At 34.0% G+C, this 2274-nt stretch carries 1 protein-coding gene; it reads left to right on the forward strand.

All coding sequences use genetic code 11. From position 1 onward, the window contains the following. The first annotated feature begins 107 nt into the window (after window positions 1-107). The gene (acs, locus tag ACKI67_RS00055; RefSeq protein WP_407461338.1) at window positions 108-2207 is read left to right on the forward strand and encodes an acetate--CoA ligase alpha subunit; all 2100 of its coding nucleotides are present in this window, start codon (window positions 108-110) and stop codon (window positions 2205-2207) included. The last annotated feature ends 67 nt before the right edge of the window (window positions 2208-2274 follow it).

The following is a 2274-nucleotide window of genomic DNA, read 5'->3' on the forward strand; positions in this document are numbered from 1 at the left end:
TAATATTGTTATAATATTAAACAATTATTAAATTGTATATAAATTTTAAAGAGAAAATTTTAAAAATCATAATTCTTAAATTAATTTAAATAAAGGAGTTAAAATATATGACTGATCTTACTAAGATGTTTAATCCAGACTCTGTTGCAATTGTTGGAGCTTCCAACTCAGAAGGAAAAGTTGGTTATATTATTGTAAATAATATGATTAATGATGGTTTTAAAGGAAATATTTATCCTATTAACCCTAAAGATGATGAAATCCAAGGATTAAAAGCATATAAAAATGTGTCTGACTTACCGGAAGTACCAGACCTTGTAATTATTTCTATTCCTAGTGTTTTAGTAAACCCAGTTGTTGAAGAATGTGGTGAATTTGGTGTTAAAAACATGGTTGTCATCACCGCAGGATTTAAAGAAATTGGTGGTGAAGGTGTAGAAAGAGAAAATGAGCTTGTCGCTCTTGGTAAAAAGTATGGCATAAATATTATTGGTCCTAACAGTTTAGGTATCACTGATTCACATTCATTATTAAATGCTTCATTTTCACAGATTATGCCTCCAACAGGAAATATTGCATTTATTTCCCAAAGTGGAGCTATGATGGTAGCTATTATCGATTGGAGTGTAACATCTGGAATTGGTTTCAGTAAAATTATCAGTTTAGGAAACAAAGCTGGAACTACTGAAATCGAATTAATTGAATATTTATCTGAAGATGATGAAACTGCAGTAGTTATTTGTTATCTTGAATCAATTACTGAAGATGAAGACTTCGTCAGAACTTTAAGAAAAGTATCTTATAAAAAACCGGTCATTATCCTCAAATCCGGTTCAAGTTCTGCTGGTGCTGAAGCAGCATCCTCACATACCGGTGCATTAGCTGGTAGTGATGTAGCATTTGACACTGCATTCAAGCAATCCGGTGTATTTAGAGTAACCACTATGGATGAATTGTTTGATGTAGGTTTAGCATTCTCCAAATGTCCTTTACCAACTGGACGTAACCTTGCAATCATTACCAATGCAGGTGGTGGAGGAGTATTGTCTGTAGATGCTATGGAAAGATACGGTTTGGAACTTGTTAAATTTGATGAAGAAACCAATGCAAGATTAAAAGCTGCAGTGCCTGAAGAAGGAAGTATCAAAAACCCTATTGATGTTTTAGGTGATGCTCCTGTTATAAGATATAAGGAATCTTTAGAGGCTGTATTGGACAGTGATGATGTAGACGGTTTAGTAGTTATGGTATGTCCTACTGCATCTGCAGATGCTGATGGTATTGCTCAAGCTCTTGTTGAAGGTGCAAGTGAATTCGATAAACCTGTCATTGCAGTAAATATGGGTGGACCTACATTTGAAAATGCTAACGAAGTATTGAGAGATAATGGAATTCCTACTTACGTATTCCCTGAAACTGCTGTAAAAGTATTTGACTACCTTGCAAGATTTGAAGCAGTTCAACATAGGAACTATGACGATCCTGTCGGAGATGTCGATGACGTAGACAAAGCAGCTGTTGAAGCTATTTTCGCTAAGGTAAAAGAGGAAGGAAGAGACACTTTACTTGGTAGTGAAGCTTATGCTGTAGCTGAATGCTATGGTATTGAAGCAGCTCCTATTAAATTAGCTACTTCTGCTGAAGAAGCAGGTGTACTTGCAGAAGAGATGGAATTCCCAGTAGTGCTTAAGATTGCATCTGACAAGATTTTACACAAATCCGATATCGGTGGTGTAAAAGTAGGAATCCAATCTAAAGAAGAAGCTGAAGAAGTATTTGAAGAAATTATGGCTAATGCTAAGAAAGCTCATCCAGATATCGTTCCAAATGGTGTTGAAGTTCAAAAAATGATGGACTCAGGAATTGAAGTTCTCGTTGGTATGATCAGAGATGCACAATTTGGTCCAATGATTGCATTTGGTATGGGCGGAGTTCTTGTAAACCTATTAGAAGATGTTTCATTTAAATTAGCAAAAGGTTTAACTACCGAAGAAATTGCTGAACAAATGGAAGACACAAAAGTAATGGGATTACTTGAAGGTTTCAGAGGTGAAGCTCCTGGTGATATTGAAGCTGTTAAATCAGCTATTATCAGAGTGGCTAAATTGACTTTAGACTTCCCTGAAATTTCTGAACTTGATATTAACCCTATTTTCGTATATGAAAAAGGATCAAGTGCATTAGATATAAAAATTAAATTAGGTTAATTTTAATTAATCTATTTTATTTTTTCTTTTTTTAAAATTTTATTATAATATAAATAATATAAATAAT

The sequence above is a fragment of the Methanobrevibacter sp. genome (assembly GCF_045577275.1).
Lineage (GTDB): Archaea > Methanobacteriota > Methanobacteria > Methanobacteriales > Methanobacteriaceae > Methanobrevibacter.

Coding starts and splice junctions, on each gene's coding strand:
- acs (WP_407461338.1), top strand. CDS start 108: ATGACTGATCTTACTAAGATGTTTAATCCAGACTCTGTTGCAATTGTT.